General features: G+C 59.7%; 15 protein-coding genes. 8 read left to right on the top strand and 7 right to left on the bottom strand.

Going from position 1 to position 14,920, the window contains the following annotated elements:
- Positions 1-237 precede the first annotated feature (237 nt).
- Positions 238-1,290: a copper amine oxidase N-terminal domain-containing protein gene (locus PV407_RS18040; RefSeq protein WP_332091335.1), complete on the top strand. Its 1,053-nt coding sequence runs from the start codon at positions 238-240 to the stop codon at positions 1,288-1,290.
- Positions 1,291-1,440: 150 nt separating this feature from the next.
- Positions 1,441-1,860: a DUF4395 domain-containing protein gene (locus PV407_RS18035; RefSeq protein ID WP_332091334.1), complete on the top strand. Its 420-nt coding sequence runs from the start codon at positions 1,441-1,443 to the stop codon at positions 1,858-1,860.
- A gap of 84 nt (positions 1,861-1,944) precedes the next feature.
- Here the strand turns inward: PV407_RS18035 and PV407_RS18030 are convergent, their stop codons facing one another.
- Genes PV407_RS18030 through PV407_RS18020 form a run of 3 tightly spaced genes read right to left on the bottom strand, consistent with a single transcriptional unit; the run spans position 1,945 to position 3,626 of the window.
- Positions 1,945-2,289 carry a YrdB family protein gene (locus PV407_RS18030; RefSeq protein WP_332091333.1) on the bottom strand — a complete coding sequence of 115 codons (345 nt, stop codon included), beginning with the start codon at positions 2,287-2,289 and terminating at the stop codon, positions 1,945-1,947.
- A complete protein-coding gene (locus PV407_RS18025) occupies positions 2,286-2,891 on the bottom strand; it encodes a TetR/AcrR family transcriptional regulator (protein ID WP_332091332.1) in 606 nt (201 codons plus the stop codon). Before PV407_RS18025 ends, PV407_RS18030 begins: the two co-directional genes overlap by 4 nt.
- A gap of 3 nt (positions 2,892-2,894) precedes the next feature.
- A complete protein-coding gene (locus PV407_RS18020) occupies positions 2,895-3,626 on the bottom strand; it encodes an MBL fold metallo-hydrolase (RefSeq protein ID WP_332091331.1) in 732 nt (243 codons plus the stop codon).
- A gap of 284 nt (positions 3,627-3,910) precedes the next feature.
- Between PV407_RS18020 and PV407_RS18015 the strand changes: the two genes are divergently transcribed.
- Positions 3,911-4,834: a hypothetical protein gene (locus PV407_RS18015; RefSeq protein ID WP_332091330.1), complete on the top strand. Its 924-nt coding sequence runs from the start codon at positions 3,911-3,913 to the stop codon at positions 4,832-4,834.
- A gap of 74 nt (positions 4,835-4,908) precedes the next feature.
- Here the strand turns inward: PV407_RS18015 and PV407_RS18010 are convergent, their stop codons facing one another.
- The gene (locus PV407_RS18010; protein ID WP_332091329.1) at positions 4,909-6,375 is read right to left on the bottom strand and encodes a hypothetical protein; all 1,467 of its coding nucleotides are present in this window, start codon (positions 6,373-6,375) and stop codon (positions 4,909-4,911) included.
- 297 nt (positions 6,376-6,672) lie between these two features.
- On the opposite strand from PV407_RS18010, the gene PV407_RS18005 reads away from it, so the two are divergent.
- Positions 6,673-7,857, top strand: a complete 1,185-nt coding sequence (locus PV407_RS18005; protein WP_332091328.1) for an MFS transporter — start codon at positions 6,673-6,675, stop codon at positions 7,855-7,857.
- Between the two features lie 860 nt (positions 7,858-8,717).
- Here PV407_RS18005 and PV407_RS18000 read toward each other — a convergent pair.
- Positions 8,718-9,908, bottom strand: coding sequence for an MFS transporter (locus PV407_RS18000; RefSeq protein WP_332091327.1), 1,191 nt, complete (start codon positions 9,906-9,908; stop codon positions 8,718-8,720).
- Positions 9,909-10,010: 102 nt separating this feature from the next.
- On the opposite strand from PV407_RS18000, the gene PV407_RS17995 reads away from it, so the two are divergent.
- A complete protein-coding gene (locus tag PV407_RS17995; RefSeq protein WP_332091326.1) occupies positions 10,011-10,958 on the top strand; it encodes a helix-turn-helix transcriptional regulator in 948 nt (315 codons plus the stop codon).
- Positions 10,959-10,990: 32 nt separating this feature from the next.
- Here the strand turns inward: PV407_RS17995 and PV407_RS17990 are convergent, their stop codons facing one another.
- Entirely contained in the window at positions 10,991-11,596 is a 606-nt protein-coding gene (locus tag PV407_RS17990; RefSeq protein WP_332091325.1) for a TetR/AcrR family transcriptional regulator, read from the bottom strand.
- Positions 11,597-11,807: 211 nt separating this feature from the next.
- On the opposite strand from PV407_RS17990, the gene PV407_RS17985 reads away from it, so the two are divergent.
- A complete protein-coding gene (locus PV407_RS17985; RefSeq protein ID WP_332091324.1) occupies positions 11,808-12,407 on the top strand; it encodes a DUF2306 domain-containing protein in 600 nt (199 codons plus the stop codon).
- A gap of 42 nt (positions 12,408-12,449) precedes the next feature.
- Entirely contained in the window at positions 12,450-13,481 is a 1,032-nt protein-coding gene (locus PV407_RS17980; protein WP_332091323.1) for a DJ-1/PfpI family protein, read from the top strand.
- Positions 13,482-13,545: 64 nt separating this feature from the next.
- Here the strand turns inward: PV407_RS17980 and PV407_RS17975 are convergent, their stop codons facing one another.
- Positions 13,546-14,112 (bottom strand): biotin transporter BioY, encoded by a 567-nt coding sequence (locus tag PV407_RS17975; protein ID WP_332091322.1) that lies wholly within the window; start codon positions 14,110-14,112, stop codon positions 13,546-13,548.
- A 219-nt stretch (positions 14,113-14,331) separates the two neighbouring features.
- Here PV407_RS17975 and PV407_RS17970 point away from each other — a divergent pair.
- Positions 14,332-14,920: ABC transporter ATP-binding protein (locus tag PV407_RS17970; protein WP_332091321.1), on the top strand; the 589-nt coding region annotated here is incomplete at its 3' end.

Here is a 14,920-nt window from a genome sequence, read left to right as displayed (position 1 = left end):
TTCATCATAACGATTAAACTTTTGCCCCTTCTTGGGTGGCATAAAAAAATCCCCTCCGGTCAACAGTGCTGAATCCATGATATCATGAACTCTTTTTTCACTGTCTACCGTAAGGGGATAATATCAGGGAGTTGGGCGTTTGAAGCTTTTTTTAGCCGTTTTGCAACAATACCGGAAATAACGTCGTTAGAGTAGATGTAAGCAGCTTGAAAAACAGAAGGAAAGGAATGTTACGCATTGAAAAAACATTTGAAAACCGGTATCGCGGCCATCTTCGCGCTGTCCGTTTCCGTTACCGGGACGGCGGCTTACGCATCGAACGACAACGCGGCGCAGCAAACCGGCATCCGGGTCATTTCGGCGGCGATTCCGCAGCATATGAAAATTACGGTTGACGATAAAACGATCGAAACCGGCGCCTATTGGAAGCCGGACGGCAAGGAAGCGATGGTGCCGCTTCGCGACGTCGCCGAGGCGCTCGGCTTGACCGTAACGTGGAACGACGCGGACAAGACGGCGGAAGTAACCGGCCAAGCGCTGTGGACCCGCGTCAAGCTCGGCGAGGACCGGTACGGCGTGAACAAGATGTACATAACGCTCGGGACGGCGCCGGAGCTGACGGACAGCAAAACGTACGTCCCGGCCTCGTTCGTCGGCAAAGTGCTGCGCGCGAACGTGAACGCGGAAGGGGCGTCGATTTCCATCACGGCCGGCGAACAGCGGAAAACGGCCGTGACGAAAGGCGTCGTTACTTCCGTTTACGAAAACGGAGGTCGCCAAACGGTCCGCATCAACGGGATCGGAACGGACGGTCTCGTGCTGAACATCGGCCCGGATACCGTATACGAAAAAGCGGACGGCGCGAAGCTGAGCTTCGCCGATCTCGCGATCGGGATGCAGGTGGAGGCCGAGCATTCGCTCATCATGACGATGAGCCTGCCTCCGCAAACGCCGACCTATAAAATCGTCGTGACGGAGCAAGCCGCCGAACAAGATGCGCTCGGCACGGCCGGATTGATCGAGGAAGTGCGCACCGGCGATAACGGAACGACGAGTTTGCGCATTAAAGGGGAAGGGCTGACCGACACGACCCCGGACGAGGTCGTTCTCCGTTTGACGGAGGAGACGAAGCTGGTCGATACGAACGGCGAGCCGGTCGAGCCGAGCGAGCTGGCGAAGGGCGCGAAAGTGGTCGGGTTTTACGGCCCGATGCTGACGAAAAGCTTGCCGCCGATCGGCGCCGCTTCGAAAATCGTTCTGCTGGCGGCCCCGGCCGAAAAGAACGAATAAGGATCGGATTGAAAAAACTCCATTCGGCCGTTTACGTGACGGCGCCGGGCGGAGTTTTTTCGCGTTTCGAATGGGGAGGGCGGCGGCGTTCACAAACGAAGCCTGTGCGTGTATAATTCTAGTTAATCCTACAGGAAAAGAGGGAATCGCATGGGCGACAGACCGGATTTCATTCCGAGACCGCTCGTCAGAGTCAACCAGTGGGCGATCGTCCTCGCCGTCGTGCTGACGTGGGCGACCGGCGCTTACTGGATATTGGCCGTCCCGCTGCTGGCCGGAGCGTTCGGCGTCATCTTCGATTTCAACCCGATCATGCGGCTGGCCAAACTGTTTTTACGCAAGCCGCTCACCGCTTACGTCCCCGAGGACAAGGCGGGGCAGCAGTTCAACCAGGTGCTCGCCGTAACGTTTTTGCTGTTGGCGCTGCTCGGGTTTGCCTTCGAATGGCCGGTCATGGCGTACGCGTTCTCCGCGATGGTTGCCGGCGCGGCGTTCGTGGCGATCTGCGGCTTCTGCGTCGGCTGCTTCGTCCGGTACCGGTGGCTGCTGTTCCGCAGAAAGCATTCCTGAAGCGAATCTATCGTCCGCGCGGCTTGGGCCGCGCGGGTTTTTTTACGCTCCGGCTCCGCCGGATTGGCTTCGACCCGGAAGCTTTTAGGCCGCCCGATCCATTGCGTCATTCAGCGCGACTTCGACGATCGAGACGGCCAGAAAGCCGGCGGCCAGCCTCGTATGGCCCGACGCGTACAGGGCGGCCGATGCCAGCCCGAATACGAGCAGCTGCAGCACGGCGCGGACGGGGAGGGCAACGGGGAACGCAGCTTTCGGCGCGACGAACGTCCCCCAGAAAACGGCGGCAAGCAGCGGGGCGCCGAGGCCGACCGCAATTTTGACGATCCAGCCTTTGCTCAGGTGAAACCCCCAATAGCCGAAGGCGGCCAGCGCCCCGAGCTCGAGCAGGAAAAAGACGGCGGCAATCGCGCCCCGAGCGGCGATCATTCGCCGTCCCCTCCTTCCTTGCAGGCGTCGGCGTCACGGCCGGTCATCGTACGCAATCCGGCCAAAAATGCGTCGACCAGAAGCCGAAAGCTGTCGTCCAGATCGAGCGGCAGTCCGAAGCCGCCTTTCCGCTCGAGCGAAGCGAAGCCGTGCAGCACGCTGCGCAGGCCGCGGACAGCGTGCAGAGCTTGCTCCTCCGACATCTCGTAGCCGTCCATAATGCGCACGAGCAGGTCGACGAGCTTCTGCCCGACCTGCACGACATCCGGCGCTTCCGGGTCGGGCGCTCCGAGCGTCAGCTCGTACAAGCCGGGGTGGGCGCGCGCGAACGCGAGGTACGCTTGCCCGAACGCGCGGATCGCCTCGTCGCCGGAGCGGCCGACGGCCGAACGGACGAGCTGCTCGTACAGCAGCGTCAGTCCGTGCGCGGCCAGCTTGTGTCGAAGGCCGGGCAACCCGTTCACGTGGTTGTACAGCGAAGGCGTGCGAATGTTCAGCTTTTTGGCGAGACCGGCGAGCGTCAGCGCTTCGATTCCTTGTTCGTCGGCGATGTCGGCGGCCGCCTGCAGGACGGTTTGTTGATCGAGTCCGATTCGGGGCACGGGTCATACGCTCCTTCCGGATAACGTCCGGCCGATGTTTTTCTCGGCTTCGGCAATGGCGCGGTCGATGGCGGCCGGCGGCTGCGGCAGCATGCGGCCGTGCCCGACCGCGAGCAGGGACGGCCGAAGCTCCTTCAGCTTCCGCGCGCTTGCGAGCGCCGCTTCCTTGCTCCATGTAGCCATGGCGGGAAACGGGAACAGCGGCTTCAGCTGCCCCGACACGGCGACTCCGCCTCTCGTCTGCATGGCGTCCCCGGCGATCACCGCGCGGCTGCGCGTATCGAAAAACGCCATCGATCCAGGCGTATGTCCGGGGACGGCGATCGCCTGCAGCGAGCCGATCCGGTCGCCGTCCGCGAGCAGAACGTCGGGCCGCGTGCGGACGCCTTTCGGTATGCCGCCGCGCAGCGGCGTTTGCGGCTCGTTCGGATCGAGCGACAAGTCTCCGGCAAGCAGCCGGGCGTCGCGCGCCGAGAGATGGACCGGGACGTCCGGGAGCGCGGCCTTCAGCGCGTCGAGCGCGCCGATATGGTCGTCGTGCGCATGCGTCAGGACGATGCGCGCGATCGGTTTGCCGATCCGCTCCGCCGTGCGGAGAATCGCCTTGGCGCTGTACGGCAGCGCGGCGTCGATCAGCGTCAGGCCGTCCGTCTCTTCGACGAAATAGCAGTTGACCGGAAACAGACGGGGCATAAACGAGAGCTGATAAATCGGGCCCATTTGAATCGTTCTCATAAGAAAACACCTCGTTCGCGTTTTAACTAATATCGTTAGTTTTATAATAACTAATGTTATTAGTTTATGCAACTGTTTTTTAACGAACTGTATATTTTAGCAGGATCGTTTATTTCTTTTTGCGTACCCGCCGCCTACAATATAGGTATTCGATCAGGTGTCGGCGTCCAACCGGGAGGTGAACCGTAAAACCGCCGGCGGCACACATCAGGGGGAGATGGAGAAGTTTTGGCGCGCGAGGCGCCTTATTTAATTATCGGATGAGGGAAGGCAGGGGATGCGTTTTGCGGACAGGGACGAGCGCGATGCAGTTCGAAGCGGTGGAAGGCTGGGGCCGGCTGCCGGAAGGCTACGCCTTCGGGTATACGCACGGGATCGTTGCGGACGCGGAGGACCGCATTTATGTGCTGCATACGTCCAAGCCGAATGTGGTCGTGTTCGACCGCGAAGGACGTTTTTTGACGGCATGGCATGCGGACGGGATCGGCGATAACGCCCACGGGTTTTATTTGCACCGCGAGCGGGACGGCGAATATTTGTACATATCGGACTGCAATACCGGCGCCGTCGTAAAAACGACGCTGCAGGGGGAGGTCGTTCTGCGGCTCGACAAGCCGGATTTGCCGGACGTTTACGGGGAAGGCAAGCCGTACCGGCCGACCGATATCGCCGTCGCACCGAACGGAGACATTTACGTGACGGACGGATACGGCCAAAACTGGATTCATCGCTATTCCGCCTCGGGCGAATGGCTGTTTTCGTGGGGAGGGACCGGCAGCGAGCCCGGCCTCATGAAGTGTCCGCACGGGATTTCCGTGAAAACGTCCGGCGGGGAGACGGAGCTGTACGTGGCCGACCGCGGCAACAACCGCATTCAGGTGTTTACGCCGGACGGCGCGCACAAACGGTTTATCGATCACGATATGGATCGGCCTTGCAGCTTTTACTTTCATGAAGGACGGATGTACTTTCCCGATCTGAACAGCAGGGTGACGATTTTCGACGAGCACGACCGGCTGCTGACCCATCTGGGAGAAGACCAGCAAGCATACAAGCAGGCGGGCTGGCCGAACTTGCCGAAGTCGTACTTCAGGCTCGGCCGATTTAGCTCCCCGCACGGCTTGTGCGTCGATTCGCGCGGCGATGTGTACGTCGCCGAGTGGATTTCCGACGGCCGTCTGACGAAGCTGAAGCGGGTCAACGCCTAAACGAAACATCCGGCCCTTGCCGCAGCGCAGGGCCGGATGTTTCGTTTCGTACGCTTCCGTCCGCTGCGGCGCGTTTACTCGCTACCCGCGAGCTCGTAATCGTACCACATGGCCGCTTTGCCTTCGCTGACGTCGGTAACGGTGTTAGGCTCCGTCAACGAGTACAACCGCTTATCGGCCCCCAAATAAAATGACCGCGTTCCCGACAGCGGATCGTGCATTTTCGTCAAATTCGCATCGGCGTCTACGGCGTATAAGCCGCCCAAGCCGTTCGCGTTTGCGCCATCCGCGGTCACGCCGCCCAATTCGACGTACAACCGGCCGTCGCCCGCATGCGGATCCGCCTGCTCGAGGCCGAGAACGGCGATGCGCATTTCGTCCCACTCCTTGTTCATGAGACGAACGTTGCCTTGCGGGTCGAGCAGCGCGAGCGGATACGAATCGATCGTCAAATGGCGAATCGTCGTCCGGCCGTCGGCGGCGATCCAATAGCTGCCGTCCCCGTTCGGGATAACCCGGTACGGCTCCCGCTTCAACTCTTCGATGAAGGCCGCTTTGCCGCCCGCGATCAAGAAAACGAACGTCGTATCCATCGACCGGCTCGCGCCCTCGTACGCCATGCGCCGCTGGACGGCCAGCAACGATTTGCTTTCCTCCAGCTTGAATTCCTTCGCGGTCCATTCCAGCTTCGCCGGCATCGATCCGGGCGCGGACATCTCCGGCCGTTCCAGCAGCTTCAGTCCCTTGAAATAAAGCCCGTCTTCGCGCGCCTCCGTCTCGGCCGCGATTCCGCGGTACGGGTCCGCCGAGCGTGCGCGATCGATCTTGTCTTGCACCTGCTGCGTCTCCTCTTTGGTCATCCAGACCGGTTTCTGCTCCAGCGACTTATGAACTTTCATCAGACCGCCTTGCCAAGGCTCCGTAATTATGACGGAGCCGATATACAAATAGTCGGCGTCGTCGTATACGATCGAGCCCAATATCGGCTGCTGGCCGCCGACGACGTTCAAGCCCCCGGCCGGATCCCAGCTCATGGGGAGATGCAGCAGCTCGTGCGCGAAATGCCACGTAAGCGGCAAATAGACGATTCCTTGATACTCGAGCAGCGGGTACGTCTCCCGTTCGTTGTCGATCGGCTCGTTTTCGATGACGACCGGCAAGGCGGCCTTCGATACGGCAACCGTACCGCCTAAACGACGTTCGGCGGACAAATCCTGCCGGAACGGTTGTTTGCTCCAGCCGATGAAATTCCCTGCGCCCCGTCCATAGCCGCCGGCGATATGCATCGTTCCGTCTTCGTCCCAAAACAATTGAATGCCGAGCGCGCTCGTATGGTCCCAAGTGAGCGGCAGATACGTAATATCGCGATAAAGCAGAAACGGGTATTTCGCATGGGCGTTGTCGACCGGCTGCCCGTTCACGCGGATCGGCGTATCGGGGACGGTTGCGGCGATGCCGGAGCCGGCGGCTTCGCCGATTGGCGCGGGCAAGGCTGCGGCGACGGCCAGAAGAAGCAAGCCGAGGCAAATGCGACGAATCAAAAGCGGCACTCCCTTTTCCCGAAAATGGATATCGAACGTTTAGACGAAGGCGCGATGCAAAAGTTGCACCCCGCAAGCGGCCGACTCCCGAAACGTTGCCGCGCCGGCCGACAGGCTTGACGCTGCGCGCTCCGGGATATAAGGTGAAACTACGAATAAATGCGAAACGAAGGAGATGGAGCCATGAGTTCGTTCATCAGACCTCCCTGCTAATCGATAGCCGCGAGCTTTCCGAGAGCGCCCCCCGATTTGCGATCGAGTCCGTCAGGTCAATCGGAATTCGGAAGGGAGCTCCCTATGAACTTCGCAACGAACGTTCGGACGCTGTTCGCGCTCCGATTTTGCTCCGGCCTCGTCCCGGCCTACGTCATCGAAAGGCTGTATTGGGAGGAGCGGGGCATGACCATCCAGATGGTCGTGTATACGGAAATTATTTTCGCGCTGACGGTCGTCCTTCTGGAAGTTCCGACCGGCATACTGGCCGACAGATGGGGCCGCAAAAAGATGCTCGTGCTGAGCGCGGCGCTCGCCTGCTGCGAGTTCGCGATCCTGCTCGCCGCGACGGAATTTTGGCATTTCGCCCTCGTCGTCTTCCTGGCGGGGATCAGCCGTTCGGCCGGGAGCGGCTCGGAAAACGCATTGCTTTACGACTCTTTGAAGCTGCAGGGTAAGGCGGCTTCGTTCGAAAAGCAGCTCGGCCGCTTGAACGCGTGCGACTTCGGGGCCGCGATGATCGCCGCCCTGTGCGGCAGCCTGCTCGCGGATCGGTTCGGCCTCGAGCTGAATTACTGGATTTCGCTGGGAAGCGCGCTGCTCGCCATGATCTTCTCGACACTGCTGGTCGAACCGGCGCGGACCGACGCGGAAAACGATGCGGATGACGAGACGATCCCGTTCAAGCGATACGTTACGGCATCGCTGCGCTTTTTCCGGACGAACCCGGGGGTCAGCCTCGTCGTGTCGTCGGGGATGGTGACGGGCGCGGCGATCGGCTTCGTCGACGAGTTTTGGCAGCTGTACGCAAACCGATTGGACATACCGGTCGCTGGCTTCGGCGTTTTGTCCGCCGCGCTCATGCTGCTGCGGCTGCCCGGCAACGTGCTGGCGCATGCGCTGCTCGGCCGGTTCGGCAGCAGGACGCTGCTCGTCGGCGCAATGACGGCAATCGCAGCCGGCTTCGCTTGCTCCGCCGCCAGCCAAGACTTTGCCGGCCTCGCGGCGCTGCTGGTTGTCTGCTTGGTTTCCGGCATTATGGAGCCGCTCGCCTCCGGCTATTTGCATCACCGGATCGATTCCTCGATGCGGGCGACGATCGATTCGTTCCAATCGCTCGGGCTGAATGCGGTGCACATATTGGCGGGCGTCGGCTTCGGCTACTTCTCGGCCCGTTACGACGTCTTCGGCGGCTACGGCTTCATCGCGCTGCTGTGCGGCGCGTTTCTCGTCTGTTTGGTCGCCGTATCGCGCAAAATCGAACGATAAATGCGAAGGACGCTGCCCGCGCGAAGCACGGGGGCGTTCTTTTTTAGTATTAAGGAACATATATCTTCTCGGGTTCCTTTTTGATGATCCCGTGGTTCGGATGACCGAACATGTACGCTAAAGGACGTAAAAAGCAGCGCCTTTTGTTTCCGCGTCCGCCGTATCCTATCTTACGGGCGGGTCGCCGGAATCGAGCGAACGGGAAAATCTCCTGTTCACTCGTGCTCGTATAGGCGTCGTTTTCGAAATACCGGGAGAAGCTCCCGATAAAATGGCGTAGTATCGGCGAAATGCACGGTTTGGACGAAATTAGCGGGACGTTTTCCCGTTGGTTTGCCCGGAAACGGGAAACGACCGAAAATAGCGGGAGCATTTCCAGCTCGCTTCCCGATGCGCCGACGTTTCGGCGTGCAATCGGTTTGCACAGAAAAAATCGTCCGTCCCGACCTTCGCTTAAACACCAAAGCCGGAGCGGGTTTTCTGCTGCCGGCGGCGGGACACGGCGACACCGGCTCGGTTGACCTGCGCCGGCGTCGTCGGGAGTTGGAGCGGGGGGCGAGTATGGGGCGGCGGCGGGACGGGCCCCAAGTTTCAAATGTCTAACGGACATGGCGGCCCCTAATGAGCCTCATTTCGGCTTATTTGTTTTCTAACGGACACAGGCGCACCTATTTGGCGAAAAACCCCCTTTTGGACGGCGGATCGGAGCAAATAAGCGCAGTGGTGTCCGTTACGATTGGAAAACGGCCGATTTTCGCGAAATAAGCGCCGTGGCGTCCGTTACGTTTCGGAAGCCGACTGCTTGCGCTCTTCCTCGATATACGTCGACACCCGTTTTTCTAGAAACGATGCCACACGATTTACAGAGCGGGCTCGGCTTCGGAACCGGCTTTTTCCGCCTGCTTCGACAAAACCCCGCTCGAAATAAAGGCGAGCAGCGAGCACGCCACGCAAAGTCCCGTAAACAGACCGACGGCGGAATAGCCGTGAAACGCCGCGTAAAGCGCTCCGGCCGTCCAAGCCCCGAACGTCGTCGCCGCGTTCATCGTCGAGGTGGCGAGACTGGAAATGGTGCCGCGAATCGTCGGATTCAAGCCGTTCATCAGACCGACCATAAGCGGGAACAAAATGCCGAGAATGGCGAATATGAAAAAGGCGACCGCTTTGACGACGTTCACCGACGACGCATGGGGCAAGGCGGCGTAAGCCGCAGCAACGATAAGCATTCCCGCCGCCATCGTCCGAAACGGGCTTAGCGCTTTGGTCACATAAGGGCTGCATAAGCTGCCGAGGAAGTTGCCGAGTCCCAGAAAAACGATCACATACCCCGTCTCGTCGACGGACAGAGAAAACCGGTCCGCCATCCACTTCCCGAGAAACGCGAAGGCGGCGCTGCTTCCCAAATGGACGAAAAAGTAAGCGAGAAACGTGCCTCTCGCTTTGCCGCTGGTCAGCAGGGGGATGTACCGTGTGAACACGGGCGGCTTGACGCCCTGCCGCACGCGCGGCTTCATGCCGGGAACGGCGAAGAAGACCGCGGCCGCGAGCGCCAGCGAGTATGCGCCGATCGTCCAAAACGGAACGGACCAATGGCTTGCGGCGAGAAAGCTTCCGATCGGCACGCCGAGCGCTTGCGAAACGGCGAGCCCTGCATAGGCGACGCCGAGCGCTTTGCCGATTTTGTCCGGGGGGACCAGAGCCGGAATGGAAGCCCATACTTGCGGCGCCGTAAACGCCGCGCTCACTCCGGCCAGAAAGCGAAACAGGCACATCGTCCAAAAATCGACGGCGAAGCCGCACAGGAAAGTGGAGATCGCGAAGCAAGCCAGGCCGGACAGCAGCACCTTTTTCCGATCCCAGCCGTCGGACAACGGTCCGGCGATCAGCGCGAACGCCGCCGAACCGAGCGTATAGGCGCCCATCATCCATCCCGCCGTTTCGGTCGGCACGCCGAACATCGTTTGCAGTGTCGGAAGGAGCGGAGAAATCAGAAACGTATCCGTCCCGATCATGAACATGATCATAAAAAACAACGCGGTTATTCGACTCATCTGGCTCACCATTTCCTTTTTTATTGGTTGATCTTGAGCCCTATTGTAGAGGATAATGGTGACAAAAGTTGTCACAAATTATAAAATGAGCGGGGCGGAGCCATGTCGAAATCGAAACGGCTGTTGGACTTGATGATGACGGTCAACCGAAAACGGAAATTTACGGTCAAAGAGCTTGCCCGGGAGTTCGGCGTATCGACGAGAACGATGCTGAGGGATTTGCAGGAGCTGAGCGAGCTGGGGGTGCCGCTTTATTCGGAGGTTGGCCCACACGGGGGCTATCAGGTGTTGAAGGAACGCATTTTGCCGCCTATCGCGTTTTCCGAGGAAGAGGCGGTCGCGATGTTTTTCGCGGCGTATGCGCTTCGCCATTATTCGTCCTTGCCGTTCGAGGCGGAATCCGCTTCCGCGCTGAACAAGTTTTACTTGCACATGTCCGGGGACGTCCGCGACCGTATCGATCAAATGAAAAACCGGGTCGACTTCGTGACGCCGACGCGGCAAAAGGAGTCTCCGTATTTATCGATTCTGCTCGAGGCGGCCGTGCGGCAGCAGGTGCTGCGCATCGAGTACGGGGCGGGGGAGGAGCGGGCGTGCCGCAACATTCAGCCGATCGGCATTTATGCCAATAACGGCTTATGGTTTTGTCCCGCTTACTGCTTTCTCCGCAACGATTATCGCGTCTTTCGCTGCGATCGGATTTATTCGGCGGCATACGCCGACGACGGTACGGAGCCGGTCGATTTGCGGCATGTCCATCTCGGAAACAAAGAGTCCTTTTTCCGCGCCGGGAAACATACGACCGGGCTTTATGCGGAGCTGAGCCCGAGAGGCGTTCAAATGTGCGAGGCCGTCTTATGGCTCGGCTCCCATCTGCATACCCGGGAAGACGGCACCGGGTGGCTGGAAGGACCGATTCCCCGGAGCGACCTCGCGTTTTACGCGAAATTTTTCGTCGGATTGGGCGGCGAGGCGACGGTGAAAAGCCCTCCGGAGCTGATCGGCGAGTTGAAGCGGCTGCTGGCGGAGATTATGGCCAAATACGATTAAGTCGTTGAGCCCGTTCAGACAACAACGTTTCGTTACTCGCCGTCTTTGCGGACATAATACGTCTTTATCAATTGCTCCGCGTACTTCATGTTGCGCGCGATCGGATCGTTGCTGCCCGTCAGCCGGCTCGCCATGATCGCCCCTTCCATCGAGTCGATCAAAAACGAGGCGAACGGGGCGGCTTCGATGTCCGGACGCAGTTCCCCGTTTCGAACGCCCTGCTCGATAATCGATTGGACGAACCGGACCATGCCATGGTAGGCTTCGGCCGCCCGTTGCTTCAGCTCGGGGAACGTCCCGTCGCTTTCGACCGCGGTATTCAGCAGCGGACAGCCGCCCGGAATCGGCGGATTGTCGACCGCGTCCTGGTAAACGGCCGAAATCGCCATCAGTTTGTCGAGGGCCGTGTTCCCTTGCCGCTCCGCCTGAACGAAGAAGTCCTTCAAAATGCGCCCCGACTGTTCGAAGGCCGCGAGCACGATTTGCTCCTTCGTGTCGAACCGGCGGTAAATCGCCCCTTTGGGCAAACCGGTCGCCTGCATAATATCGTGAACGGACGTTTGCGCAATGCCTTTTGTATTGAATAAAAAGATGGCATGGTCGATGATTTTGTCTTTGACCTCGTCCCGCTTCTTCATGACTTGTTCCCCCTGCCCGGACAATCGCTGTTTCTTTATTTTGTCACGGATCGCTCAAAGTTGTCTATTCAAATATACCGGCAGTCCGCGTATAATGAAAGCGAACGGACCGGACCGTCCGGTCCGATTTTTTTGCGAGCATAAGGTCTCTTCAAACCAAAACAAAGGACGGTATGCCGATGTGAACAGTCAAACCGGAAAAAAGAGGGGTATGGTCGTCGTATTCGTTGTCGTCTCGTTGATGTGGATGATGCATACGATAACGAAAAATTTCGTGTCGGATCCCGAATTCGCGAAGCTGATCGCCGCCAAGGAATCGTTCGCCGCCGACCGCGGGTTATGGATGTTCTTGCTGCGGGCCCACATTATTTTGGCCGTAATTTCGCTGCTGGCGGGGCCGATAGGCGCGATTCGCGGCATTCGTCTGAAATCGCCCGCCTGGCACAGATGGAACGGGCGCATTTACGTTGGATCCGTTTTGCTGAATATTGTCCCGGGTTTGTATGTGTCGTGGTTTGCCGAGGGGAGCTGGACGATCGCGGGATTTCTCGTTTTAAACCTGTTATGGCTGGCGACCACCTGGCTCGGGTACGTTCATATTCGCCGTAAAAATACGGCGAAGCATACGCAATGGATTACGCGAAGTTTTTTTCTTACTTACGCCAATCTGACGATTCATATCGTCCTGCCGATCGGCGAGCACGGACTCGGACTGTCGTATGAGGCTTCGTACGGGCTTGCGGTATGGGGCGGCATACTGCTCAATCTGGCGTTGGCGGAGCTCGTCCTCCGCAAAAAGTGGATGGCCTAGATGTACCGGGGGGAACGTAATCGAACTGAAGGAGGGATCTTCTTGCTTCGTGTACAAATCGTGCTGTTCGACGGCTTCGACTGGATGGATGTCATCGGTCCTTATGAAGTGTTCACGGCCGCAAAAATGCTCAGCGGCAAAGAAATCGACGTCTCTTTCGTCAGCGCCGAAGGCGCAAGGACGGTCGCGAGCGGAATGAACGGCCCCGGCTTGGCGGCCGGCGGCAAAATCGATCCCGGGGCCGGCGGCATCCTGATCGTCCCCGGCGCGATGGGCACGGTCGGCCCGGACGATTCGGGACCGGACGCCGTCCTGACGCGGCTGAAGCAAGCGCTCGATACGGAGCTGATTCTTGTTTTAAGACAGGCGATGCTGCTGGACAACGTTACCGTTTGTACGGTGTGCGGGGGCGCGATGCTGCTGGCCATGGACGGGCTGCTGGAGGAGCGGTACGCCGTCACCCATTACCTCGGCATGGAGGCGCTGGGCGCCGCCGGGGCCAAGCCCGTTCCGGCACGGGTCGTCGCGGACGGAAGATTGGTGACCGGAGGGGGCGTAACGTCGGGCCTCGATGCCGCGTTGTACTTGGTGGAGCGGGAGCTCGGGCCGCAAATTTCTCATGCCGTGGAAAAGCTGTTCGAATACGAGCGCAGAGGCACCGTTTGGCGCGCCGTAGGCGCGGAACCGCTCGAGCGCCGTTCGACGCAAACCGATTCGGAGGCGCCGTTGCCCGAATCCGCGGTTCCGGTTTCGGCGGCTCGCTCTTCCCCTCTTGCCTTCGATGGACAATGGGACGTTACGATCACTACCCCTGTCGGCAAAATTTCCGTCCAGCTGACGATATCGACGACAAACGGCGTTATTCGCGGCGAGTTCCGGCAAGGGGACGAGGTGGTTGACCTGATCGATCCGCGCATTCGGGACGGCCGAATGTCATGGTCGTTAGCCGTGAGAAAGCCGATGCGTCTAAATTTGACATTTACGGTTTCCGTTTATGGAGATACGTTGACCGGAACAGCCAAAGCGGGCATGCTGCCTTCTTCCAAAGTGGCGGGAGTTCGTGTGAAGCGATGACCGCTCACCGGAGCCGTGTTGCTTGAAACGTCCGAACGGACGGCATCGATGCCGTCCGTTCGTTTTACTTCGGGCGCGGAAAAATGCGGCGGATCGGCATGACGATCAGCGTAGCGGCCAGCGCCTTGACCACGTCGCCGGGCAAATACGGAAAGCAGCTGAGCGCAAGCGCCTTGCCGAGCGAGACGCCGTATTTATGGGCGAACCAGGGGACGCCCGAAACGTACAGCAGCAGCGAGCCGAACAGCTCGATGACGAGGAAGACGGCGACGTAGGAAGCCCAGCCGCTGCCTTTGATTTTGCCGACGAGCCAGCCGATGAGCATGGCGCTGATCGGGAACATCCATATAAAGCCGCCGGTCGGGCCGAGCACGAGGCCGAGTCCCCCTTGCCCGTGAAGCAGGGGCAGCCCGAGCACGAGCAAAAACACGACGAGAAAAATGCTGAAAAAGCCGTAATACGCGCCGAGCAAAGCGCCGGCCAGCATGACGGCCAAGTTTTCGAGCGTAATCGGCACGGGGGAGAAGCCGAGCTTAATTTGGGCAAAGCTCATGACCGACATAAGGGCGCCGAACAGGGCGCTGAATACGATGCCTTGAACCGAAAATAACGGACGGCGGGCCGTAGACATGAACGATTCCTCTCTTTCTTTGAAAAAAGTCCGCCAGCCGGCGGCGGACGGGGATGGATGCGTACCGGCGGTTCGAAGCATACGGGCGCGCCGAAAAGGCTTCGACCGAAAGCCGTTCTTGTGTTACCATATTCGAAGTTACAGGATGCCGATTTGATTGTCAACCATTTTTCTTTATAATTAGGTTTACGTTTACGGGACGAAAGGAGGCGGCTCGCGGTGCGGCCCCTATGGATGCTGAAAGACGCCGACGTCGCGCTGCAAACCGGGAACGGTTCGGAGACGGTGCTGCGCCGGTTGAACTTGCGAATCGACGAAGGCGAATGCGTCGCCGTCGTCGGCCGCAACGGCAGCGGCAAAAGCACGCTGCTGCGCGCCCTGGCCGGTCTGGCCGAAGTCGCGGGCGGCGAAACGGAGCAGGCATGCGGACCGCATAAGCCCGCGCGGATCGTGTTCCAAAATCCGGATGCGCAAATTGTCGGGGAAACCGTATACGAGGATATAAGCTTCGGGCTGGAAAATATGGCCGTCGCGCCGGAGGCGATGCCGTCCCGCGTCCGGTCGGCGCTTGACGCGGTCGGGCTGGACGTTCCGCCGGACCGGCCGGTCGAGCATTTGTCCGGCGGGCAGAAGCAGCTGCTGTGCATCGCCGGCGCCATCGCGACCGGAGCCCGCGCGCTGCTGCTGGACGAGCCGACCTCGATGCTCGATCCGGAAGCGAAGGCGGACGTGCTTCGCGTCATCCGCAGGCTGCGCGAAGACGGCGCGACCGTCGTATGGACGACCCAGGCGCTGGACGAGCTCGGCG

Origin of the sequence: Paenibacillus sp. GYB003 (assembly GCF_036577625.1) — a bacterium.
Taxonomy (GTDB): Bacteria; Bacillota; Bacilli; order Paenibacillales; family NBRC-103111; genus Paenibacillus_AB.
The sequence above is the reverse complement of the archived record's forward strand: the minus strand, read 5'-3'. Positions and strand labels throughout refer to the sequence as shown.